At 64.2% G+C, this 22,236-nt stretch carries 18 protein-coding genes; 9 read left to right on the forward strand and 9 right to left on the reverse strand.

The window, feature by feature from the left end:
• Positions 1-48: 48 nt before the first annotated feature.
• Both AC1ECK_RS10445 and AC1ECK_RS10450 read right to left on the reverse strand, forming a co-directional pair.
• Positions 49-2,235: a prolyl oligopeptidase family serine peptidase gene (locus tag AC1ECK_RS10445; protein ID WP_480318599.1), complete on the reverse strand. Its 2,187-nt coding sequence runs from the start codon at positions 2,233-2,235 to the stop codon at positions 49-51.
• Positions 2,236-2,587: 352 nt separating this feature from the next.
• Positions 2,588-3,235, reverse strand: coding sequence for a glutathione S-transferase family protein (locus tag AC1ECK_RS10450; RefSeq protein ID WP_480318600.1), 648 nt, complete (start codon positions 3,233-3,235; stop codon positions 2,588-2,590).
• 344 nt (positions 3,236-3,579) lie between these two features.
• On the opposite strand from AC1ECK_RS10450, the gene AC1ECK_RS10455 reads away from it, so the two are divergent.
• Entirely contained in the window at positions 3,580-4,800 is a 1,221-nt protein-coding gene (locus AC1ECK_RS10455; protein ID WP_480318602.1) for a lanthionine synthetase C family protein, read from the forward strand.
• Between the two features lie 105 nt (positions 4,801-4,905).
• On the opposite strand, the gene AC1ECK_RS10460 is transcribed toward AC1ECK_RS10455, so the two are convergent.
• On the reverse strand, positions 4,906-5,841 hold the full coding sequence (locus tag AC1ECK_RS10460) for a DMT family transporter (RefSeq protein WP_480318604.1): 936 nt from the start codon (positions 5,839-5,841) through the stop codon (positions 4,906-4,908).
• A 102-nt stretch (positions 5,842-5,943) separates the two neighbouring features.
• Between AC1ECK_RS10460 and AC1ECK_RS10465 the strand changes: the two genes are divergently transcribed.
• Both AC1ECK_RS10465 and AC1ECK_RS10470 read left to right on the forward strand, forming a co-directional pair.
• The gene (locus AC1ECK_RS10465) at positions 5,944-6,831 is read left to right on the forward strand and encodes a LysR substrate-binding domain-containing protein (RefSeq protein ID WP_480318606.1); all 888 of its coding nucleotides are present in this window, start codon (positions 5,944-5,946) and stop codon (positions 6,829-6,831) included.
• Positions 6,832-7,203: 372 nt separating this feature from the next.
• On the forward strand, positions 7,204-7,431 hold the full coding sequence (locus tag AC1ECK_RS10470; protein ID WP_480318608.1) for a hypothetical protein: 228 nt from the start codon (positions 7,204-7,206) through the stop codon (positions 7,429-7,431).
• 302 nt (positions 7,432-7,733) lie between these two features.
• Here AC1ECK_RS10470 and AC1ECK_RS10475 read toward each other — a convergent pair whose 3' ends face one another.
• The 3 genes from AC1ECK_RS10475 to AC1ECK_RS10485 all read right to left on the reverse strand — a co-directional run bounded on the left by AC1ECK_RS10475 (position 7,734) and on the right by AC1ECK_RS10485 (position 13,437).
• Entirely contained in the window at positions 7,734-9,962 is a 2,229-nt protein-coding gene (locus AC1ECK_RS10475) for an NADP-dependent isocitrate dehydrogenase (RefSeq protein WP_480318610.1), read from the reverse strand.
• Positions 9,963-10,664: 702 nt separating this feature from the next.
• Complete coding sequence (locus tag AC1ECK_RS10480) at positions 10,665-12,728, reverse strand: M3 family metallopeptidase (protein WP_480318612.1); 2,064 nt, start codon at positions 12,726-12,728, stop codon at positions 10,665-10,667.
• Between the two features lie 202 nt (positions 12,729-12,930).
• Positions 12,931-13,437: a cupin domain-containing protein gene (locus tag AC1ECK_RS10485; protein WP_480318614.1), complete on the reverse strand. Its 507-nt coding sequence runs from the start codon at positions 13,435-13,437 to the stop codon at positions 12,931-12,933.
• Between the two features lie 306 nt (positions 13,438-13,743).
• Between AC1ECK_RS10485 and AC1ECK_RS10490 the strand changes: the two genes are divergently transcribed.
• The 3 genes from AC1ECK_RS10490 (at position 13,744) to AC1ECK_RS10500 (ending at position 15,115) form a co-directional block, all read left to right on the forward strand.
• Positions 13,744-14,112 (forward strand): hypothetical protein, encoded by a 369-nt coding sequence (locus AC1ECK_RS10490; RefSeq protein ID WP_480318616.1) that lies wholly within the window; start codon positions 13,744-13,746, stop codon positions 14,110-14,112.
• Between the two features lie 13 nt (positions 14,113-14,125).
• Entirely contained in the window at positions 14,126-14,470 is a 345-nt protein-coding gene (locus tag AC1ECK_RS10495; protein WP_480318618.1) for a hypothetical protein, read from the forward strand.
• Between the two features lie 225 nt (positions 14,471-14,695).
• A complete protein-coding gene (locus AC1ECK_RS10500; RefSeq protein ID WP_480318818.1) occupies positions 14,696-15,115 on the forward strand; it encodes a lytic transglycosylase domain-containing protein in 420 nt (139 codons plus the stop codon).
• Between the two features lie 126 nt (positions 15,116-15,241).
• Here the strand turns inward: AC1ECK_RS10500 and AC1ECK_RS10505 are convergent, their stop codons facing one another.
• Complete coding sequence (locus AC1ECK_RS10505; protein WP_480318620.1) at positions 15,242-16,504, reverse strand: hypothetical protein; 1,263 nt, start codon at positions 16,502-16,504, stop codon at positions 15,242-15,244.
• An 878-nt stretch (positions 16,505-17,382) separates the two neighbouring features.
• Between AC1ECK_RS10505 and AC1ECK_RS10510 the strand changes: the two genes are divergently transcribed.
• Positions 17,383-18,018 carry a LysE family translocator gene (locus AC1ECK_RS10510; RefSeq protein WP_480318622.1) on the forward strand — a complete coding sequence of 212 codons (636 nt, stop codon included), beginning with the start codon at positions 17,383-17,385 and terminating at the stop codon, positions 18,016-18,018.
• Between the two features lie 228 nt (positions 18,019-18,246).
• Positions 18,247-19,035, forward strand: coding sequence for a sulfite exporter TauE/SafE family protein (locus tag AC1ECK_RS10515; RefSeq protein ID WP_480318624.1), 789 nt, complete (start codon positions 18,247-18,249; stop codon positions 19,033-19,035).
• Between the two features lie 112 nt (positions 19,036-19,147).
• Here AC1ECK_RS10515 and AC1ECK_RS10520 read toward each other — a convergent pair whose 3' ends face one another.
• Positions 19,148-19,402: a hypothetical protein gene (locus tag AC1ECK_RS10520; RefSeq protein ID WP_480318626.1), complete on the reverse strand. Its 255-nt coding sequence runs from the start codon at positions 19,400-19,402 to the stop codon at positions 19,148-19,150.
• A 327-nt stretch (positions 19,403-19,729) separates the two neighbouring features.
• Positions 19,730-20,080, reverse strand: coding sequence for a BON domain-containing protein (locus AC1ECK_RS10525; RefSeq protein WP_480318628.1), 351 nt, complete (start codon positions 20,078-20,080; stop codon positions 19,730-19,732).
• A gap of 642 nt (positions 20,081-20,722) precedes the next feature.
• On the opposite strand from AC1ECK_RS10525, the gene AC1ECK_RS10530 reads away from it, so the two are divergent.
• On the forward strand, positions 20,723-22,159 hold the full coding sequence (locus tag AC1ECK_RS10530; RefSeq protein WP_480318630.1) for a TAXI family TRAP transporter solute-binding subunit: 1,437 nt from the start codon (positions 20,723-20,725) through the stop codon (positions 22,157-22,159).
• Positions 22,160-22,236: the final 77 nt, after the last annotated feature.

Below are 22,236 nucleotides of genomic sequence, written 5' to 3' on the forward strand. Positions count from 1 at the left end.
CGACTCGCGGGCAACCGACTAGAGGATCAATAAAGCGGGGCACGCGCGTTAATGGTTCGGCTGAAAGCCCGGCTCGCCCATCTGCCACAGCGCGAACGACCACTCGTCGGCGAGTTCGTTGGCGGCTTGCGAGAGGCTCGAGCCGATCCCGTGGCCGGCGTCGTAGTCGACCCGCAACAGCACCGGCCGCCCGCTGCTGGTGGCCGCCTGCACGCGAGCCGTCATCTTCAGCATGTGCCACGAGGCAACCCGCGGATCGTTGGCGCCGGTCGTGAACATCACGGCCGGATACGGCGTGCCGTCATACACGTGGGCGTACGCGCTCATCGAGTACAGGCCGTGAAAGCCGCTTTCGGTCGAAGTGGAGCCGAATTCCGGCACGTTAGGCGGCCCATTGGGTTCGGTTTCCGAACGCAAGGAATCCGAATCGCCAACGTCGTCGAGGACCACGCGGAACAGACCCGGGTCGATCTCCAGCGCACCGCCCATCACGATACCGCCGGCGCTGGCACTGTTCGCCGCAAGAAGCTGCGGTTGCGTGTAGCGCTGGTCGACCATGTATTGCGCGGAGGCGACGAAGTCGAGCAGCGTGTTGATCTTCGTGAGCTTCTGCCCGGCGCGGTGCCACGCATCGCCGTACTCGCCGCCGCCGCGCATATGCGAGACCGCGAGGATGCCGCCACGCTCGATCCACGCCTGCAAGGTCGGATCGTAGTAGGGGTCCTCCGAGGTGCCGTAGCTGGCGTAGCCCGTCACGATGGTCGGATGCGAGCCGTCGCGCTTGACGCCCTTCTGCGCGATGATCGACACCGGAATGCGCGTGCCGTCATAGCTGGTGGCGAACTCGTCGTGCGCCTCGATGTCGTCCGACTCGGTCCTGGCCGGCGGAATCAGGCGGGTATCGACCGCGGCGTTGTTCTTCGGATCGTAGGCCAGCTCACGCGGCGCCTTGACCCAGCCCTGCAGGTTGAACATCAGTCCCGGCTCGCGTGGATCGGTGCTCAGGTCCGCCACCGTGCCCGCAAACGGCAGTTCGATGGTCCGGCTATCCTTGCCGTCGAACGAGACACGCTTCAACTGGAAGCTCGGGCCCGCACGTTCGCCGAGATAAATCGCGTCGCTCGCGAGATCGAACGAGTCGATCACATTCGGGCCTTCGGGCACGACCACCTCAGCCTGCGCGAGATCCGGATGCGCCAGCGGCAGAGACAAAATCTGGTAGCGCGAGGCGCCCTTGTTCGACATGAAGTAAAGACGCTCGCCGCGCAAACGCACGCCGGTCACGCCGTCGGCGGGAGTGACGATTTTTTGCCACGGCGTGCGCGCGCCGTTTATCTGCGCAAGCGGGACGATGTAGAACGAATTGGGGGCGTCGTCCATGTTGTGGTTCGCTACCGCCACCGCATACGGCGAATCGGGCGACAACAACACGTAGGCGCCTTGACCGTCGGGTACATCGACACTGGCGGAGACATCCTTGCCGAACACCGCGCCGTCCCCGGCGCCATCGGGATGTTGACCGAGCACGTGCAGGAAGCTCACCGCGTTGTACTCGGTTTGCGAGGGCGGCGTGTCGGGGCCCGTCTTCGGATAGCGCATATAGAAGAAGGAACGGTTGTCGTTGCGCCAGGAGACGACACCATCGGAGGTGCGGTCGATGCTCTCGGCAAGCTGCTTGCCGGTACTCAGGTCGACGATATGCAGCACGCTCTGTTCGGAGCCGCCTTCGGAAACGCCGTAGGCCACATACCGGCCATCCCATGACGGCGAAAACCAGTCGAGCGAATAATGATGCGCGCTATCCTTCGCGAGCTTCGCCGGGTCCACCAGAATGTGTTCCGCGCCGTCGATGCCGTCGCGATACGCCAGCTTCGGAAGATTGGCGCCCGGCTCCATCACCTCGTAAAAGAGCCTTTCGCCGCGGCGCACAAACTGATCGCGACGCAGGTCCTTGCCGCCCAATGCGAGGATGCGCTGGGCCAGCGCGGCGCGTCCCGGAATCGCATCGAGCACCTTGCGCGTGTAGCGCGCCTGCACCTTCATCCAGTGCTGGACTTGCGGATCTTTCAGGTTCTCCATGTAGCGGTAGTTGTCGACTACCGGCGTGCCGAAGTAGGTATCCGTGACAGGCCGCACCGGCGCGACCGGGGGACCTTCGGCCGCGCGGGCGCCGGCGGAGGCGGCGAGCAAGGCGGCGGCAAGCGTGACAGCAAGGAAAGACTTTGTTGGATTCATTCGTGCTTCCTGAGTAACGAGGCGCCGCAAGATTACCGCGACTCGAGACTCGCCGACTAGCGGATTCATAAATCCCGCGTTCTAATTTCTGCGGCGCAAGCGCTCGTGGGTTTGGCTTGCGCGCTCGCACGGCTCAACGAAGCGCTCATCTTTAGCGTTCTCGCGCGCAACCGTGCGAAATGCGTTCACCTTGACGGCGATGCTCGCAAGGATCGCGAGCGCGCCTAGCGTTTCAAGCAAAGCCGATATCATTCACCTCTCCTCGGACGCGTCACTCGCGGCGCATAAGCATGCTTGTGCCGCTCGATACGGGCATGCCTATGCACTCGCGAGGCGGCAGCGTCTGTTGACGTTAGCCCGCCGGATTGCTCCAGTCGCTCAGGCCTTCTCTCGCGTTGAGTTCGATAAACGACGGCAAGGCGCGCAGCTTGCCGATATAAGGCCCAAGGTGCGGCCAGGCCGTCGCCTTGCGCGGCATGTTGCGCGACCAACGCATCAGCATCACGGCGAGAAAATCTGCTGTACTGAGTTTTCCGCCCACCAGGTAGGCGCGGCCGTCGGCAAGCAATGCGTCGAGGTAGTCCCAGCTCTGCTCGATCCGGCGCCGCGCCAGCGCCTGGACCGCTTCCGCACCCGCCGGGTCGCCATCCTCGCCGGCATAGAACCAGTCGCGCATCGCCGGCAAAACGGTGTTGGCCAAAAATACCATCAGCTCCAGCCACTCGGCGCGCTCCGGCGAGCCCGGCGCCGGCGCGAGACCGGCATCCGGATGGCGCTCGGCGAGCAGCATCAGCAAGGCGGCGGATTCGTGACGCGGCGCGCCGTCGACGATCATCGTCGGCACCCGTCCCGCCGGATTCAGGCGCAGATACTCGGGGTCGTGTTGCGCGCCCGCGTTGATGTCGATCAGCCGTGCCTCGAAGGGAATCCGCGCTTCGATCAGCATCCAGTGAACCGCCATGCTCGCCGCACCGGGCGAGTAGTAAAGCGCGTAGGTCATTGCTTGACTCCGTGGGTTTGATTTACGCTGAGCGCCGCGAGGTAAGGCACCGGACTGGGTAACGTGCGCAGCTTCCTCGCTCGCGCCTGGATTCGTGGTAGCTCATGTGCCTTTCGACAACGCCGTTATCCTGAGGCATCATCGGCATCGGCTAGATGATCGGGCAGCGTGAAGCGATTCGCAAGCGGTTCGCCGCCCGGCGGATGCGCCACCCAGCGGATTTACCGGCTTGAGGCGCGTGAGACGCGAACACTTTCCGAGCGGCCTGCGGGCAACCATTCGTGGCGCATAAAACCCTCCTCATTTAGACGCGCTCAAACCATCCACACGAACACGAGGTATCCATGCTTTTCGAGCCGGCACGTCATGAGCCACTGCAAGCGCTGGAATGGGACGAGACTCGCGTAAGGGATTGCATTCGCCGGATCGTCGCCGACACCGAGGCACGCATGGGCACGGACGGACTCTGGCCAGTCCATCCACGCGACTGCGACGCAGACGAGCCGCGCTCACCGCTTACGCCGCTTTACCACGGCGCATGCGGAGTCGTGTGGGCGCTCGATTATCTCGAAGCGGTCGGCGCGGTAACACTGCAGCGCGACCCGTTGGCGCATATCGATTCCCTAAGCAAATCGAATCGCGCCTGGCTCGAAGAGAACGACAGCACGTTCTTCGCTTCGTGGATGATGGGCGAGACGCCCTGGCTGATGCTCGAGTACGGACACACACCGAGCGCGGCGCTCGCCGAGCGTCTCGCCGAACTGATCCGCGGCAATCTCGACAACCCCACCCGCGAACTGATGTGGGGTTCGCCCGGCACGCTGCTGGCCGCGTCGTTGCTCCATGAACGCACGCAGGACGAACGCTGGGCCGACCTGTTTCGGCAGACCGCGCAGCAGCTCGCCTCCGAACTGAAGTGGTCGGAACAGCACGCTTGTCACTACTGGACGCAGGATATGTACGGCACGGAGTCGACTTACCTCGACGGCGTCCATGGCTTCGTCGGCACCGCGCTGCCGCTGATACGCGGCCGGCATCTGCTCGACGCGGCCAGTTGGAATGAATGGGAGCAGCGCATCGTCAATACGGTGCGCCGGACCGTGACGCTCGAGAACGGCAAAGCGAACTGGCGCGTCTTTCTCAATACACCCGAAGGCCGTACGCCGCGCCTGCTCATGCAGTTGTGCCACGGTGCGCCGGGTTTCATCGTCTGCCTCGCGCATCTGCCGAGCCGCGAACTGGATCCGCTTCTGCTCGCCGGCGGCGAGGCGATCTGGAGCGCGGGACCGCTCACGAAGGGTTCGAACCTGTGTCACGGAACAGGCGGCAACGGCTATGCGTTTCTGGTCCTCTACCAGCGCACCGGCGACATCAAATGGCTCGAGCGCGCGAGGGCTTTCGCCATGCACGGCATCGCCCAGACCGAAGCCGATGAAGCGGCCTATGGACAACTGCGCTATTCGCTATGGACCGGCGACCCCGGTTTTGCCATCTATCTATGGGACTGCCTGCGCGGCACGGCCGCGTTCCCGACTCTGGATGTGTTCTATGGCGCAGCATCGTGACATGCTCGCATCGGGCGAGCTAGCGCCCCCTCTCTGATTGAGCCTGCCGGCATCTGAACCAACGGCGCCGGTTCGCTCGCCGTCGGCATCGAGGCGGACGCCACATCAGGGACTGACATCCGCCCGAAGGCTTTTTGCAGCAGGCTGCGCGGCACGCGCCGGCAACGGCCGCCGCCCGCTTTGCAACAGATACACCCCGCCGAGAATGCACGCCATCGCCAGCAGATGTAGCGGCCGCAACGGCTCGCCGGCAAACGCGAGCCCCATCAGCAAGGCCACCACCGGCGGGATATAGGTCACGCTCGATGCCGCAAGCGCGCCGAGCCGCTGCACGATGAAGTAGTAAAGCATATAGGCCACCCCGGTCCCCAGCAGCCCGAGACCCAGCACGAGGCCGGCAAGCGCTCCCGGGTGGGCGCCGATCCGGCCGATGCCGTGAAAGTCGGTCACGCAACCGATGGTGAGAAGCGCGAAGCCGATCTGCCAGGTGGAGAGTGCAAGCGGCGAAAGGTCCAGCCCGGTGAGAAAGCGGCGTGCATAAGCGAACGAGCAGCCTACGCTCAGCGAGCCGGCGACCATATACAGCACCCCGCGCAGATTGACCCCTGCGCCCGCGCCGGTCCACGGATGAGCGATCAGCAGGACACCGAGAAAGCCGCACAACATGCCTGCGATCATGCGGCCGCTGGGACGCTCGTCGCGCAACAACGCCCATGCGCAAATGAACGAGAACAGCGGGATCGCCCCGCTCAACATGCCGGCCACGCTCGAGAGCAGCAAGGCCGCGCCCTTCGCAAATGCGTAGTAGTAGACCGTGGTCGCCAGCAACGACATCACGAAGAAATGAGGCGCATGCCGCAGATGACGCCATTTGAGCGCTCGCGTGCCCAGCGCGATGGCAAGTAGCGGAATGAAGCCGAACAGCACGCGCAGAAACACAATCTGGGCCGGAGAGATCCAGACGCTGGCCAGTTTCATGAACAGAAAATTGCTGCCCCAGATGAAACCGAGCAAGGTGAAGGCGAGATAAGCGGGGTTCATCGCGAACGCTCTCGAAAAACAATTTCAGTGTCCCGATTGTCCCGGCGCCGTCGCTGCGGTACAAATGATTAAATTTCGTCGATGAGATAGCAAAACTATTCCATGCGCGCCATCCCTCCCCTGAAAGCCTTGGTGGCCCTTGAGGCCTCCGTGCGTCTCGGCAGTTTTACTTTAGCTGCCGAGGAGCTGAACGTGACGCCCGGCGCGGTTGGCCAGCAAATCCAGAAACTGGAAGAGTGGCTGGGGATTGCGCTATTCGTGCGGCAGATCCGCCAGGTGACGCCGACGGCCGAAGGCCGCGCCTACTGCGCACAAATCCAGCCGGCGCTCGCGCGGATCGTCGAGGCCAGCCGGCGGGTGCGCGAGGCCCGTGACAACGGCGTGCGGCTCTCGATGTCGCCGAGTTTCGCCGCCAAATGGTTTGCGCCGCGCATGACGGATTTCGTGATCGCGCATCCGGGCATCGCGTTGAATCTGAGCACGTCGACCGCGTTTGTCGACTTCGAATTCGATGCGGTCGATCTGGCGGTCCGCTATTTCAACGGCATCGACGCAACACTCTCGGTCCATCTGCTCTACGCCGATGCGGCACATCTCTATTGCAGCCCGGCCTACGCGAAACAGTTGAAGCTGAAACACCCCGACGATCTGCAACGCGCCACGCTGTTGCACAACACCTTGCATCCGCACTGGAACGCCTGGCTCAAACAGTTCAGCACACTGAGCGAGGCGCAGATCGACGGCATCGGCGGCCTTCATGTCGATCAGTCCTTGATCGCCATCGAAGCGGCCGTGCGCGGGCAAGGCGTGGTGCTCACCAGCCCGCTGCTGACACAGGCCGAAGTCGCCGACGGCTCGCTGATCGAACCATTTGAGCTGGCGCTCCAGCTAACCAGCGGGTATTACCTCGTGCATCCCCGCACCGGCGAATTGCAGGCTGGTGTGCAGACGCTCAAGACATGGTTGTTCGAAACGTGTGGTGCTTCGTAGCCGTCAGTCCGCCTGTGCACTTCCGGCCCCACCCCTCAAAATTTCACGATGTGGCATGAATCGTTGCACTACAAAAAATCGTGGTGCATGGCACAAACCGACCGTTTCGCAATGCCGTCCTACATTCCACAATCCGGAATAAACTTAATAAACTATTGATTTTATTTATAATTTTTTAATCGAGCGATCCTACTACCGAAGCTTTTCCGGCGCGTCGCTGACGTAGACTCTTTTACATGAGCTGGCGTTTTGGACGGCTGAATCGAACGGGCTACGGCAACCGCCCCGCAAAGATCCCTCCAGAACCGGCCCGCGTCCCGTACGCAGGTCAGCCACGGAATCGCATTTTTCATGATGATCGGGAGAGGAAAAATGGAAGGCTTTCGCTTTGGTTCGACGGAAGGATCGTTCTACATTTTGCCCGGCAAGGACGGCTGGGAAGCATCGTTCGGCAATCAGAAGCTGGGGGCATTCGCCAGTGCCCAGCAGGCCGCTGACGACCTCGCAAGAGGCGTCTGCTGTCCGCATCTGTCCGAAGCCGACACTTCGACGCTCGAAATACCGGAGAAAATCTCCGAGTGGGAAATCGTTCACGTTTGAGGGACCACGTTGGTCGACCCACGCCGAACGACGCCCCCTGACACGCTCGCGTTTGCACCGCTGCGCGCCGTGGTTTGCAATCCGCTGTGGTTTGCAATCATATGGCCGCAAAAATGCAACGGGCGGACTGCTCGGCACGTCATGATTGACGCAACCGTGCAACCCGCCCGCGGCATGTGCTTCTAATGTACTTCTTGCTGCCGGCCGGCATCAAACCGGCCGTCGCGACGATGGCGCCTACGGGCGCCATCCGCGCTTTCAACTTCCGCTAGCTGCAACTTCCAGCTACGTTCAACCGCAACTTAGGCAACCGAGTCCACGATCTTGTTGAGCGTGGCGCTCGGACGCATCGCCTTGCTGGTCAGCTCGACGTTCGGACGGTAGTAACCGCCGATGTCCGCCGGCTTGCCTTGCGCCGCACCCAGCTCTTCGATGATCTTCGCTTCGTTGTCGGCCATCGCCTTCGCCACACCGGCGAACTGCGCCTGCAATGCAGCGTCTTCGGTTTGCGCGGCCAGCGCCTCGGCCCAGTACATCGCCAGGTAGAAGTGGCTGCCGCGGTTGTCGATACCGCCTACCTTGCGTGCCGGCGACTTGTCGTTGTCGAGGAACTTGCCGGTTGCCTGGTCGAGCGTCTTGGCCAGCACCTGCGCCTTCGGGTTGTGATACGCGCTGCTCAGGTGTTCGAGCGAGGCAGCCAGCGCGAGGAATTCACCCAGCGAGTCCCAGCGCAGGAAGCCTTCTTCGACCAGTTGCTGCACGTGCTTCGGCGCCGAACCGCCCGCGCCCGTTTCGAACATGCCGCCACCGGCCATCAGCGGAACGATCGACAGCATCTTCGCGCTGGTGCCCAGTTCCATGATCGGGAACAGGTCGGTCAGGTAGTCGCGCAGCACGTTGCCGGTGACCGAAATCGTGTCCTTGCCGGCACGAATGCGTTCGATCGAGAACTTGGTCGCTTCGACCGGCGTCATGATGCGGATATCCAGACCGCTCGTATCGTGGTCCTTCAGGTACTGCTCGACCTTCTTGATGATCTGCGCATCGTGCGCGCGAGCCGCGTCCAGCCAGAATACCGCCGGCGTGCCGGTCGCGCGGGCGCGATTCACCGCGAGCTTGACCCAATCCTGCACCGGCGCATCCTTGGTCTGGCACATGCGCCAGATGTCGCCTTCTTCAACGTTCTGCTCGAGCAGCACGTTGCCGGCTTCGTCGCTCACGCGGACCACGCCGTTCGCCTTGATCTGGAACGTCTTGTCGTGTGAACCGTATTCTTCCGCGGCTTGCGCCATCAGGCCGACGTTGGGCACGCTGCCCATCGTGACCGGGTCGAACGCGCCATGCTGCTTGCAGTCTTCGATCACGGCCTGGTACACGCCCGCATAGCAACGGTCCGGAATCACCGCCTTGGCGTCGTGCAGTGCGCCGTCGGCACCCCACATCTTGCCGGACTCGCGGATCATGGCAGGCATCGATGCGTCGACGATCACGTCGCTCGGCACGTGCAGGCTCGTGATGCCCTTGTCCGAATTGACCATCGCCAGATGCGGGCGCTGTTCGTACTGCGCCTTCATGTCGGCTTCGATCGCTTCGCGCGTTTGCTCCGACAGATCCTTCAGGCGCGCGTACAGGTCGCCGATACCGTTGTTCGGATTGAAGCCGACCTTCGCCAGCGCATCGGCGTGCTTCGTCAGGACATCCTTATAGAACACGGAAACCACCTGACCGAAGATGATCGGGTCCGAGACCTTCATCATGGTGGCCTTCAGGTGCACCGAGAAGAGCACGTTGTTGGCCTTCGCGTCGGCGATCTGCGCCTCGATGAAGCTGCGCAGCGCGTTCTTGCTGAGCAGCGAGGCGTCGATGATTTCACCGGCCTTCACTGCCGTCTTTTCTTTCAGGACCGTCTTGCTGCCGTCGGCGGCCGTCAGTTCGATCTTGACGCTGCCCGCTGCGCCGATCAGCGCGGATTTTTCGCTGCCGTAGAAATCGCCGCCGCTCATGTGCGCGACATGCGACTTCGAGTCCGCACTCCATGCACCCATTTTGTGCGGATGCTTGCGCGCGTAGTTCTTGACCGACAGCGGCGCGCGGCGGTCCGAATTGCCTTCGCGCAGCACCGGGTTCACGGCGCTGCCCTTGATCTTGTCGTAGCGTGCCTTGACGTCTTTCTCTTCGTCGCTCGTCGCGACATCCGGATAGGACGGCAGCTTGTAGCCCTGGTCGCGCAGCTCGGCGATCGCGGCCTTCAGTTGCGGGACCGAGGCGCTGATGTTCGGCAGCTTGATGATGTTGGCTTCCGGGCGGGTAGTCAGTGCACCCAGTTCGGCGAGATCGTCAGGTCCCTTTTGCTCCGCAGTCAGATAATCCGGGAACGCGGCGATGATGCGGCCGGCCAGCGAGATGTCGCGCGTTTCGACGGCGACGTCCGATGAGCGCGTGAAAGCCTTCACGATGGGCAGCAGCGAGTAGGTTGCCAGAGCCGGCGCTTCGTCGGTAAGGGTGTAGATGATCTTCGGCGATGTAGACATATCTGATGCTTAGCGTGATGAAATGAAAGACAGAGCGTTGGTGGCGCTGAGCCAACGAGGTTGCACCGTAAGAAACAGCGGACAAATGCGCACCGGACTGCGGCGCGGCCCCGGTACGACTTTTAAGACGCGCCCGTGAGTATAGGCGTGTTTACCATAATACGCCCGCCGAGCTTGACATCCGGGCCGGGATTCGGGCGGGTTTCGTGGCCGAGATCCGGCGCGCTTTGGGCTCGCTTTTAGTCCGTTCCCGGCCGGTCACTGCCCCGGCACGGCCGGCTGAAAGCACCGTGTGGCGGGGCTCGGCGCGCGGCCTGTGGGTCCAGGCTATCCGAACCATGAACCCAGCCGAACCCCAATGAGCCGCGCCGGCGGAAACGGCTGCAGTTCGTCAAGCCCTGAAACATATCCTTGCTCACGGCGCGGCCAATCCGGGTCCGCTCCATTGCCGCTGCCGCCGGCGACAAGCTTGGGCCGGACTGAACGAAGCGGATGGGGTACGAATTTGAACACGACAAATTTCGCCGTGCAGCTTTGACGACGCGAGTCAATGGAGCGCAACGCCCGGTGCGGATGCGAAGTGTCCGGCTAAGGTAGGAACTTTAGGGCGTGATAACGTGGGACGTGGCGCTGCTGCTCTCTGTCGGGCGCATGGGTTCCATGCGCCCGACAGGTGCTGGCGTCCCTCCCCTCCTTCAAGAATCAGCCGTGAGCAGGCGCAGCCAGCAAGCCGCGCTTCTCCAGCATCGGCTCGACCGCAGGCTCGCGCCCGCGGAAGGTCCTGAAGGCGGTGGCCGGATCGATCGAATTGCCCACGCTGTAGATCCACGTCAGCAAACGCTCGGCGGTGGCGCGGTCAAACGGATCGCCGGCCTCCTTGAACGCGGCATAGCCGTCCGCTTCCAGCACCTCAGCCCACATATAGACGTAGTAGCCTGCCGCGTACTCGTCACCCGAGAACAGATGCTGAAAATGCGCCAGGTAATGACGCATGCCGATATCCTCAGGCACGCCGAGCTTCGCAGCCTGGTCCGCCTCGAACTGTGCAATATCCACCGGCGTCTTCTCGGTGCGCGCATGCAGCGCCATGTCGATCAAGGCGGGCCCGACATACTTCACGGTCGTGAAGGCCTGATCGAAACGGCTTGCCGCGTCCAGGCGCTCGAGCAGTTCCGCCGGAACCGGCTCGCCGGTTTCGACGTGACGCGCGTGGCGCAACAGCACCTCGCGCTCCTGCGCCCAGTTCTCGAACAACTGCGACGGTAATTCCATGAAGTCCGCGAGCACGTTGGTGCCGGCCAGCCGCTCGTATTGCACATTCGACAGCAGACCGTGCAACCCATGACCGAACTCATGGAACAGCGTACGGATATCGTCGAAGCCCAGCAGCGTCGGCGAACCCTTCGCGAAGTTATTGTTGTTCAGCACGATCGGCAAGGTGCCGCCGTCGCGGCCCGACTGCGAGCGCAGAATGCTCATCCACGCGCCGCTGCGTTTGGTCTGGCGCGCGAAGTTGTCGCCGATGAACACGCCGATCAATTTTCCTTCGGAGTCCATCACTTCCCACAGACGGGCGTCGGGGTGATAAAGAGGAATGCCGTGACATTCCTTGAAACGCACACCGAACAGCCGCGACGCGCAATCGAACATCGCGGCCTGCATCGCGTCGAGCGAGAAGTACGGCTTGACCTGGGCAGCGTCGACGGCAAAGCTTTTCTGCCGCACTTTCTCCGCCAGATAGCGCCAGTCCCAGGCGGCGATCGGCGTCGGCTGGCCAAGCTCCACCGCCAGCGCGCTCAGGCGTTCGCGGTCATGCTTTGCCATCTCGATGGCCGGCTTCCACGCGCGCTGCAGCAGCTCGTCGACGGCCGCGACCGAAGGCGCCATGCGATCGGCCAGCTTGTAGTCGGCATAGGTCGCGTAGCCCAGCAGCGCCGCCTGTTCCTGCCGCAACGCCACCATCCGCGCAGCGACCGGGCGGTTGTCGTGCTCGCCCGGATGCGCGCCGCGTTCGCCGCGCGCGCGCCAAACCCGCTCGCGCAGGTCGCGCCGCGCGGAGAAAGTCAGGAAGGGTTCGGCCAGCGACGGCGACAACGTGATGACGTAAGTGCCTTCCGGCAACCCGCGCTCGCGGCCCGCCTGCAGGGCGGCGTCGAGCACGAACGACGGCACGCCGGCACGTTCGTCGGGCGTGGCAAGCGTCAAGGCGAACGATGCTTCGTCGGCGAGGACGTTCTGGGCGAACTGCGTGGACAGCGTCGCCAGTTCCCCGACGATCGCGGCGAAGCGGGCTTTCTCCTGCGTGTCGAGCGTCGCGCCGGCCCGTTCGAAGTCCAGATGGAAGCGCTCGAGCAAACGCACCTGTTCAGCCGTCAAACCGAGACTGGTGCGCCGTTCATATAGCGCATGCAGCCGCACGAACAACGTTTCGTTCTGGTAAACCGCGCTTTCGTGCGCAGCAATACGCGGCGCCATCTCGCGCTCGACGGCCTGCAAAGCAGGCGAAGTTTCGCTGAGCGAGAGGTTCTCGAAGAGCATCTTGATGCGGCGCAGCAACTGGCCGCACGCATCGAGCGCCGCCACGGTGTTGGCAAAGTCTGGTGCTTCGGGGTTAGTTGCAATTGCATCAATCTCGCGCCGATGCTGAAGCATCGCGGCATCGAATGCGGGGGTGAAATGCTCGGGGTGGATCCGATCGAACGGCGGTAAGCCGTAGGGTGTATGCCAGTCTTCGAGTAGAGGATTGGCTTCTTGCGAGAGGGACATGGGTGGTTTCCTTAACGCGGGGCCCCAATTCTATTCCTCGTCTGCAGGTATCGACATAAATGTCATAGAGGTACGGTTCGATGCGGCCTGAGCGTGCGGCCACGGCGGCACGGCGCCCGATTCAAAACGCATGGGCCGGGCGTTCGCGCCAAGGTGCGGGCGGCGTCGCCCGCTTGCCACTCGGCTCAACGCATGGCCACGCTCAAGGCTCGGCGTCCCAGTAATCGAGCGAGTTTTCCTTGCGCTGAATGCCGACGAACACGCGGCTCGTTGCGTTACCGCGCACGATGGCCTGGTACTTGTCCGAGTCGGGATACTCGACAACTTCGGGATCGTCGCGCGTGCCGATGGAGAGGTACTTCAGCGGCGCAGCGGAAGAGTTGACGATCTGATGCGGGTACTCCGGACCAGGCGGAATGAAGATCACGTCGCCGCTACGAATCGGCAGCAGTTCGCCCGCCACCCGCAAGGTGCCTTCACCCTCGAGAATCACGAACATTTCTTCTTGCGCGTAGTGAAAATGATAGGGGCACGAGCGCTTGCCCGGCGCGACGATATCGATCGAGGCGCCGAGTTTCGTCGCCGCCGTACCCGTCGCGAGCCGCGTGCACATCGTGTCGTACAACGGCGGCCTCACTTCGGCGTGCAACTCGGCTCCGTTGAGGTTTCTGATGAGCTTCGCCGCCAGCTCTTTGACCTTGTCGTTCATGTCCCGTCCACTCCCAAGGTGAGTCAAATCCGTCGCATCCCGTGTATCGACCGGCGGCTATTGTCTGATCTTTCCGGGCAGTGCGCCATCGTCCATCATCAGACGAAAAGCGGGCTCCAGACCGCCCGATCGGGCAGGGCAACTTCACTTCCGGAACGACGCAGAAAAGCCATTGATGCACGTCTTGCGACCAATATTGAGATACGTTTTCTTTTTTGCCAAACGTTTGCGTTTTGCATATCAAGTTCCCTCCCGAGCCTGCCGAAAACGCGTTCACAGCGTCGATGACACTTAAGGGAGCATCTTGTGAAGCAGTTGCTGTTTATCATCGCCCTCCTCGCTCTCGCCGGCTGCGCGCAAATGCCGGCGGTGAGCACCACGCATCCGGAGAAGCCACCGGTCTCGACCGACATCCTGAGCTTCACGATTCCGCCGGATGCGCTCGGCGCACGCGATCCGCAACTGACCGCCGTACTCGCCAAGGTGGGGACGCTGGCGGCGGCGCAGAAGCAGCCCACGACGATTCTCGTGACCGCACTCGGGCAAGACCTGCCGTACCTCAACCAGGCCATCTGGCGAGGCGTGCCTGCGCAACATTCGGTGAAACTGAGCCTCGACAACCTGACGGCCGGCGCGAACCAGCCGTACAGCGTGTCGATCAAGCCAACGCCATAAGGAAGCCGAGTTTATGTATCGCCTACCCGTACTGGCAACGAGCCTGCTGCTGGCTACGTCTGCGTTCGCAGGCCAGCCCGCGAGCGGAACGCAACCGGCCGTCACGACCGCGCTCGTGATGCCCACCACGCCCGCCGCATCGGACAAGGTCTATCCGCCCCTGCCGACGCTCGCCATGCTGCCGCCTGCAAGCGATGACGACGACGATTCCCTGCCCAAACCGACGCAAAGGAAAAAGAAGGGACGCGTGCAGGAGCACAAGTTCGTGACACCGGCCGCGCACATGGTGGTCTCGGATGCATCGCGCGCCTATCTCGGCGGCATCGAAAAGCAGCTCGATCTTGCCCTGGCCAAGTAAGCCAGGCCCAACCCGTTATCGCAGAAAGTCCCGCAATTCCTGTCGTTCCGGCAGTTCCCGCCGTTCCCCTTTTACCCGCGAACGCCCATGGATGACTGGGCGTCCTCGCGAAAACGCCAGCACGCGGAGGCATGACTCGTGTTCAACCTACACCTTATCGCCGCGGCGCCCGCGCGCCGTCATGGCAGCCATGCCCCGCGGCATGGTTTTGCAGCATTCTTCGCGCTGGCGCTGCTCTGCGGCGCAGCGCATGCGGAAGATTGCTTTAACCAGGCGGCCGCTTACCAAGGCGTCAACCCGTCTATCCTGCGTGCCGTCGCATGGTTCGAGTCGAAGGGCGACGCCTCCGCGGTCAACCGCAACGCGAACGGCTCGGTCGATGTCGGCCAGTTGCAGATCAACTCGATCCACTTCGGCGATCTGGCCCGCCAGGGCGTACCCCACCGTGCGCTCACCGATCCGTGCGTGAACATCTATGTGGCGGCATGGCTGCTGAAGCAGAAGATGGTGAAATACGGCAACACCTGGCGCGCGATTGGGGCCTACCATTCGGAATCGCCCAAACTGCGCGACGCCTACGCCCGCAGCATTCAGAAAATCCTCGTGACGTGGGGCGAATTGCAGGTCGCTTCGGCTTCGCAATAGGCGTTGCCGCCAGGTAGCGATACGGAGGCCGGCGGCGGGCTGCCCGGCGACACTGGCAACTCGCAGGGTGTCCGCGCGCTGCGGTCATCCGGGTTGGCCCGATCGGTTCGGATTCCTTTTGTGTCTTCAGTGATGATATAGACCGGCGGCAGGAGGATCGACCGCTGGTGGCGGCGCCGGCGCTTTGGCGGCCTGCGCCTGATACATCGCTCTTGCGATGATGCGCCTCGCGTCCGCGCTGCTCGAATCGAGCACCAGCGCATTACCGGCGTTGTGCCACGCGCAGGTCCAGCGTCCACTGTTTTCGCAGCCGCGTGCGACCTCGAGCGCCACGTCGCGTTGCTGTTCCCGAGCGCTCAAATCCGCGTGCAAGGCGAGCGCATCGCGGTTCTTCGGCTGCACCGCGAGGACCGCGGCGAGCCGCGCGCCTGCCGCGGAGAGATCGTTCTTTTGCAGCATCGCCCGGGCAATTTGCAGGTTCGTCTGCAGTTTCGCCGACACGTCCGGGCGCGCCGGCTCCGGCGCGCTTTTGGTGTCGTGTCCGACAACGGGCGGTGCCCACGCCTGCCGCGCGGATAGCGGCGCGGCAGGCGTGGACAAGGCCGATGGCCGTGCCGACGCTAGCGGCTTTGCTTCGGCGCCGGCTGGTGCGGGCGAACTCCGCGCCGCCGTGCCCTGGGCTCCCGTAGCCGGCGTGCCGGCGCTCTGCGCAACCATCGGTTGCGGAACAGTCGCCTTGGCTGGCGCGGGCGAACTCTGTGCCGCAGCGCCCTGCGCTCCTATAGCTGACGTGCTGGCGCCCTGAGCAACCATCGGCTCCGCCACACTTGCCTTTGGCACGCTGATCACCGGCACATTCAGCTTCGCCACTGGCGCTGCCGCAACGGACGGCGCTGCAACGGGTGGTTTCGCAGCCAGCATGGAACCCGAACTCGCCGGAGCGGGCACAGGCGCCGCATGCTCCTCAGTCACCGCGGGCATCGAAGCAGCCTTGGATGGCGCCGGCCCCGCGACAGACGGCACGCCGCGCTGGGCCATCACCGTGCCGGACACCGCTTTCGGTGCCGCCATGCCGACCTCGGCGCCAGGCCGCAGCACGAAATAACCGGCCAGCGCGAGAGTCAGCAGCGCTACGGCCAACGCCACGCTCCATGCCCAACGGTACGACCTCGGCACACGCCACGGGTCGTGCTTCGCATAGAAGCGATCGTCCTCGACCCCTGCCGGGGTATTCCACGCCGCGGGCGCCGCCAGTTGCGGCGCAATCGAAGCGGGCGGGGGAGCAAGGCGGGCCTTGGCTGACCCGGCGGCCGGCGGATACCAGTCGAGCGGATCGAGCTGGTTCGCCCCACAGGAAGGACAGGACGGCAAACGGGCGGCTAGTGTCACACCACAGTGCCGGCACTGTGTCGAATCGTGCTGATCTGAAGTGATGTCGCTAAGCATCGGCCGAACCGCTAATCACGTTGCGAGAACAGGCATGTGCACCTCTTCGAGTGCGGCACCCGCACTCCGCGGCGTCTGGCACGACTGGTGTAATCGATGATCGTTGTTCTGGTCACGAAGCGCCTGGCTGCGCGTACGCAAGATAAGGGCAATATGGGCTGCTTAAGCACAAAGATCAATCGGCTATTTCGGCCAATTGGCGGAGGAATGAGATTTTTGCCGCAATTGCGCGCGACAGGGCGCACAAATCAGCGCACACTGAGTAAATGCTCGAACATTCTGGCGAGCGCACATGCAAAAGGGGAGTCCTGTCATGGCAAAAGGTCAAATGCGCAGCAATCGCGAAGTCAAGAAACCGAAGCAGGCGAAAAAGTCGACGCCCGCTACTTCGCCTACGGGATCGCCTCCCATCCGGGTGACGCCGGCGTCGCCGACGACGCAAAAGAAGCATTGAGTCGAGGCTCTCAAGGAAACGCCGGGGTGCCCCAAGTTTCCCGCCCCGGTAGGAAGTCCCCCGCCCCGCAGGAAGTCCCCTTGGGGGATTGGGGGATTGCCCCCTCGGGGGGCCTGATGCTTAAGCGGCAGGTCAGGGGGCGCTCAAAAGAGACTCGGGCGCGAGGCACCTGACGATTTAACGGTGCGTGCGGCGAGCAGCTAGTCCGCCCATCTGGCTGGCCTAACCCGGTTGGTCAAATCCAGCCGACCCAATTTGCCGCCGCATTTCGACACGGCTATGCTGACGACGCGCGAACCGGAGCGGTCAGGCTGCCGGGCGGCGTCGAACTCATTCGTTGTGAAACCCTGAATAACAAGGAACAGGCATGTCGGGTACCGCCCTTTTCTTCACCGCCGCAGGCGTCGGGCTCGCGGTCGCGGCGCCGGTCGGACCGATGGGGATGCTGTGCATCCGCCGCACGCTCGCGGAAGGGCCACAGGCGGGACTGGCGATCGGCATCGGCATTGCCAGCGGCGACGCCGTCTACGGGCTGATCGCGGCGCTGGGGCTGGTCGGCTTGTCGCACTTCATGCTCGCGTACGACAGGCCGCTGCATTTCGCCGCCGGCCTGTTCCTGCTCTACCTCGGCTTGCGCGCGCTGCTGCAGAAGGCGCCGCCCGACACCGCGGCAGCCGACAGCCCGCTCGCCCGCAAAAGCTACGCCGGCGCGCTGCGCGCCTATGCCAGCGCCTTGCTCCTGACGCTCACGAACCCGCAGACCGTCATCATGTTCGCGGCGCTCTTCACCACCCTCGCGCCACGCGGCGCGTTCTCCACGACGATCGCGTTGACGACCGTGTCGGGCGTATTCTGCGGCTCGATCGCCTGGTGGTGCTGCCTCGTGACTGCCGTCACGCTGGCCCGTCATGCGCTCGGCAGCAAGCTGCGCCGCCTGATCGACCGCGGCGTGGGAATGGGCCTCGCCCTGTTCGGCCTCGTCGAGATACGCCGCGCGCTCTAAGGCCTGTTCATGCGGATGACGGCCCCTCGCAAGATGCCGGCGCGCGGGCGGTCCCGCACGCCGGCTGCCCGAATGCCCGCGCAAACGCCGGACCCGCTTCCTCCCCAGTTTTGCGACAATAGCGCCTTTGCCGCGCCCGTTCGCGCCGCCGATCCCCGTCCACGACCAGGCGCGCCGGGATAGACGGCGCGTTTCGCAAACCTCACACGACCGGCAGCGGTCTGCTCCATGTCACTCCCCCATATCGATCTTCTATATTCGGTTTCCGGCCTGTTTGTGGGTTTCCTCGTCGGACTGACCGGCGTCGGCGGCGGCTCGCTGATGACGCCTATCCTCGTCCTGCTGTTCAACGTGCACCCCGCCACCGCGGTCGGCACCGATCTGCTGTACGCCGCCGCCACCAAGGCGACCGGCACGCTGGTGCATGGCCTGAAGGGCTCGGTGGACTGGCAGGTGACCCTGCGGCTGGCGGCCGGCAGTGTGCCCGCCGCGACCATCACGCTGATCCTGCTGCACCGCTATGGGATGGATACGCCGGGCGCGAGCCGCCTGATCCAGGTCGTACTCGGCGCGGCGTTGCTGATCACCGCGCTGGCCCTGGTGTTCCGGCCGCAACTGGCCAAACTCGGCGCGGGCCGGCAGAGCTCGCTGACGCAGGGCCGCACGCTCGGCTTGACCGTGCTGACGGGGGCGGTGCTGGGGGTGCTGGTGTCGCTGACTTCGGTGGGCGCCGGCGCGATCGGCGTGACGGTGCTGTTGCTGCTGTATCCGCGCCTGCCTACTACGCGGATCGTCGGCTCGGACATCGCGCACGCCGTGCCGCTGACACTGCTGGCCGGCGCGGGCCACTGGCTGCTGGGCTCGGTCGACTGGTCGATGCTGCTGTCGTTACTGGTCGGTTCGCTGCCGGGCATTGCGATCGGCAGCTACCTGTCGGCGCGCGCTCCGGACGCCCTGCTGCGCAACGTCCTCGCCGCCACGCTGACGCTCGTCGGCGTCAAGCTGGTGCTGGCCTGAGGCGGCTGGCGGCGACAACTGGCGGTCACCCGCCGGCATTACCGCGGGCTAGGACGCATGGCGCCGCCGCGGCCATGCGGACCGCGCCAGGCACAAGGCCAGCGCGCCTGCCCTACTTGAAGAACCGGCAAGTCAGATCGGTTTCGAACTCCCGCACCCAATAACCAGCCTCGTCGGCGCGGTAGGACTGCGCCCAGCCGCCGCGCCGCACCGTCACCAGCCGCCGGTGGTGCGCGAGGTCGTCCGGGTCAGGCGATCCGGTGATTTCAAAGTGTGCCGGCGCGAAACCGTGCCGCGCGCACACCAGTTCGAAGGCTGCGCGATCGCTGATCGGCAGGTCCGTGTAGCGCTGAAAGGTCGTGTCCATTTCGGTTCACTCCGGGTTCATACCGGATTGGCTCCGGCTTTGCTCCGAATCCCAGCCTTCACACTACGCCTCAACCAGGGAAATTTGTGTGTCACAGCGCACGAGCAAGCGCGCCGCGGCACGCCCCAAAGCAAAACGGGCCCTGGCGATTCGCCAAGACCCGTTCCGGGCGCCGCTGAGCGCTGCGCTCAGGCGCTTGTTTCGATCATCAGGAACCGTGTCCACGCCTGCCGCGTCCTCGCGCCCCTGCAAGCCGGCCACGGCTGCCGTGGCGCGCGTTATGCCGTCAGAGCAGACTGGCCCGGACGATTACGCGCGCCGCATCCATCAGTTCGGCAGCACCACCGTCAGCTTGTTCGACACCGAGGTCACGCCGGCGACACCTTGCGCGACTTCGCCCGCCTTGTCGATCTGGCCCTGATCAGGCACCGAACCCGTCAGCGTCACGGCGCCGCCGCGAGCACGCACGGCGATGCTCGACACGTCGATACCCTGAGCCTTGGCGAGCGCAGCACGCACCTTGAGACCCAGCTTGCGATTCTCCTTCTTGACGGCCTTGGCGCTCGGGGCAGCCATTGCGCCGCTCGCCATTGCATCGCTTGACTGGGCATACGTATTGCACGCGACCACCACTGCAACCACACCACCCAGCACCTTCAGAAAATCGACCGATTTCATGATTTCTCCTTTTTACTTCGGTTATGACCGCATGTATCAAGCGGCTTCGTTACGACTTCCGGCAGCCGTGGCACCGCACGCGACAAGACGCGGCTGGGCGACGGCCGATCAAGGCTGCGACACGGAGTGCGAGAGGCGAGAGAAACCGGTCCGCGCGATCATCCGTGATGCGACGGCCAGCGTGCCGCGAAGTCCGCCAGCGCGCCCGGTTCTCCTGTGTCGTGCCGGGTCGCGCTGCGCAAACAGTGAAGCGTCGCAGCGATGCACAATTTAATCTACACGCGCGAGAAGCGCAAAGGGTTTAACGCCGGTCGGCGGCCGGGCGCGCAGCGCTGGACGGGACGGCGCGCGCATTCGATGCACGCCGCGCCCGGCTTGCATGCGCGATTCGCGCCGGTTTCATAGGGGTTTCACGCGCGTTTCACGTTTTGTTACGGGTTTATCGCCCCACACCCAGACCGCACCTGCCGAGACCGTGTCAATCTCATGTACCATCGGCGCGAGCACGCCGCAGCGGGCCTCGCGGGCCTTGCAGCGAACCTCGAATCATGCGCGCATCATGTCCGGGCCATGCCCCCTTCGCGCACAAGTCACGCGATTCACCGCCGTCACCCAACCCTATCGTCGTTGTCACGCCTGCCCATGAAGTCTTCCACCGGCCGCAAACCTCCCCGCCTCGTCGCCCGTTTCGTGGCGATCTCCTGGCGTGACCTGGCGGTGTCCTTCGGCCCGATCCTGCTGATCGGCGCCGCCGCCATCTGGGCCGCCGTGCGCCTGATCCAGCCGGCCCCGCCCGACACCCTGACCATCACGGCCGGTCCCGAGGGCAGCTCGTTCTGGAATGCCGCGCAGAAGTACAAGGAAATCCTCGCGCGCAACCGCATCACGCTCAACGTGCTGACCTCCGAAGGTTCGGCCGAGAACCTCAAGCGCCTCGCCGATCCGCACAGCAAGGTCGACGTGGGCTTCGTCCAGGACGGCGTCGCCCAAGGCCCGGTGCCGGACGGCTTGACGTCTATCGGCAGCGTGGCCTATGTGCCGCTCGCGATCTTCTATCACGGCCCCACCGTCACCCGGCTCTCCGAGTTCAAAGGCCAGCGCCTTGCGATCGGCGCGGAGGGCAGCGGCACACGCCAACTAGCGCTGGCCTTGCTCAAGGCGAACGGCATCGAGCCGAGCGGCGCCACCAAACTGCTGCCGCTCTCGGGCGACGCCGCCGCCCAGGCGCTGATCTCGGGCCAGGTCGACGCCGCGTTCCTGACCGGCGATTCGGCGCAACCGCCGGTGATGGGCAAGCTGTACCGCACCCCCAACGTGCAGTTCTACAACTTCACCCAGGCTGAAGCGTATGCCCGCCGCTTTCCTTATCTGACACAGATCCAGCTGCCGATGGGCGCCTTCGATCTCGGCAAGAACCTGCCGTCGACGCCGATCCAGATGGTGGCGCCGACCGAAGAACTGGTGGCGCGCGACTCGCTGCACCCGGCGCTCTCCGATCTGCTGATCGAAGCGGCCCGCGAGGTGCACGGCAAGGCCAATGTCATGCAGCATGCCGGCGAATTCCCGGCGCCGCTGGCCCACGACTTCCCGATCAGCGACGACGCCGCGCGCTACTACAAGTCGGGCAAAAGCTTCCTGTACCGCCTGCTGCCGTTCTGGATCGCGAGCCTCGCCGACCGCCTGCTGGTGGTCGTGGTGCCGCTGATCGTGTTGCTGGTGCCGGCGTTGCGGGTGGTGCCGTCACTCTACGCATGGCGCGTGAAATCGCGTATCTACCGCTGGTACGGCGCGCTGATCGCGATCGAGCGCGGCGCGCTCAGCGACGCCTCCCCGGAGGAACGTCAATCGCTGCTGGAGCGGCTCGATACGATCGAGGAATCGGTCAACGGCCTGAAAATGCCGCTCGCCTATGCCGACCAGTTCTACGTGCTGCGCGAGCACATCGGCTTTGTGCGCGAGCGGCTCTCGCAAGCGCGCGACACTCAGGCGGAGACGACGCAACGCTCCGGTCAGGAAACCGGTGAGGATGCGCCAGGCGCCTCCGACAAGCCATCCACCACGCCGACCCAAGCTGCATAGACGGCACACGAAGCGGCGCAACAGGCGGCGGCACGGTATCCCGCGCTTGCCGCCGGCCGGCCGCGGTGCGGAAAGAC

The sequence above is a fragment of the Paraburkholderia sp. SSBN10T genome (assembly GCF_056619545.1).

Excerpts from the sequence above, each read along its gene's own strand:
- AC1ECK_RS10445 (WP_480318599.1), bottom strand. The coding sequence starts at position 2,235 with ATGAATCCAACAAAGTCTTTCCTTGCTGTCACGCTTGCCGCCGCCTTG.
- AC1ECK_RS10450 (WP_480318600.1), bottom strand. The coding sequence starts at position 3,235 with ATGACCTACGCGCTTTACTACTCGCCCGGTGCGGCGAGCATGGCGGTT.
- AC1ECK_RS10455 (WP_480318602.1), top strand. The coding sequence starts at position 3,580 with ATGCTTTTCGAGCCGGCACGTCATGAGCCACTGCAAGCGCTGGAATGG.
- AC1ECK_RS10460 (WP_480318604.1), bottom strand. The coding sequence starts at position 5,841 with ATGAACCCCGCTTATCTCGCCTTCACCTTGCTCGGTTTCATCTGGGGC.
- AC1ECK_RS10465 (WP_480318606.1), top strand. The coding sequence starts at position 5,944 with ATGCGCGCCATCCCTCCCCTGAAAGCCTTGGTGGCCCTTGAGGCCTCC.
- AC1ECK_RS10470 (WP_480318608.1), top strand. The coding sequence starts at position 7,204 with ATGGAAGGCTTTCGCTTTGGTTCGACGGAAGGATCGTTCTACATTTTG.
- AC1ECK_RS10475 (WP_480318610.1), bottom strand. The coding sequence starts at position 9,962 with ATGTCTACATCGCCGAAGATCATCTACACCCTTACCGACGAAGCGCCG.
- AC1ECK_RS10480 (WP_480318612.1), bottom strand. The coding sequence starts at position 12,728 with ATGTCCCTCTCGCAAGAAGCCAATCCTCTACTCGAAGACTGGCATACA.
- AC1ECK_RS10485 (WP_480318614.1), bottom strand. The coding sequence starts at position 13,437 with ATGAACGACAAGGTCAAAGAGCTGGCGGCGAAGCTCATCAGAAACCTC.
- AC1ECK_RS10495 (WP_480318618.1), top strand. The coding sequence starts at position 14,126 with ATGTATCGCCTACCCGTACTGGCAACGAGCCTGCTGCTGGCTACGTCT.
- AC1ECK_RS10510 (WP_480318622.1), top strand. The coding sequence starts at position 17,383 with ATGTCGGGTACCGCCCTTTTCTTCACCGCCGCAGGCGTCGGGCTCGCG.
- AC1ECK_RS10515 (WP_480318624.1), top strand. The coding sequence starts at position 18,247 with ATGTCACTCCCCCATATCGATCTTCTATATTCGGTTTCCGGCCTGTTT.
- AC1ECK_RS10520 (WP_480318626.1), bottom strand. The coding sequence starts at position 19,402 with ATGGACACGACCTTTCAGCGCTACACGGACCTGCCGATCAGCGATCGC.
- AC1ECK_RS10525 (WP_480318628.1), bottom strand. The coding sequence starts at position 20,080 with ATGAAATCGGTCGATTTTCTGAAGGTGCTGGGTGGTGTGGTTGCAGTG.
- AC1ECK_RS10530 (WP_480318630.1), top strand. The coding sequence starts at position 20,723 with ATGAAGTCTTCCACCGGCCGCAAACCTCCCCGCCTCGTCGCCCGTTTC.